Origin of the sequence: Haloparvum sedimenti (assembly GCF_001462205.1) — an archaeon.
Classification (GTDB): domain Archaea; phylum Halobacteriota; class Halobacteria; order Halobacteriales; family Haloferacaceae; genus Haloparvum; species Haloparvum sedimenti.
Genome location: NZ_LKIR01000132.1, coordinates 30,637 through 30,855 on the forward strand (window position 1 = coordinate 30,637; position 219 = coordinate 30,855).

General features: G+C 74.4%; 1 pseudogene. It reads right to left on the reverse strand.

The features are described 5' to 3' along the window. Window positions 1-43: 43 nt before the first annotated feature. Window positions 44-157 (reverse strand): annotated as a pseudogene (locus AN233_RS18435) (DUF7260 family protein); the annotation flags it as partial. Between the last annotated feature and the right edge of the window lie 62 nt (window positions 158-219).

The window sequence follows — 219 nt, forward strand, 5'->3', positions numbered from 1 at the left end:
GACCCGCGGACCGGCGGACGTGACCGAATCGGGGCCGCGCGTCTCAGTCGGACCGCGCCAGCGCCCGCTCGAGGTCCCGTCTGGCCTGGTCGAGCCGAGTTCCGAGCGCCCCGACGGCGGCGAGAACCGGATACCGGTCGTCGAGCCCGGCGTAGAGGTACGCCGGAACGTTCGGGAGCGAGGAGGGGAGGCGCATCCGTCGGCGCTGCTCGCGGAGGT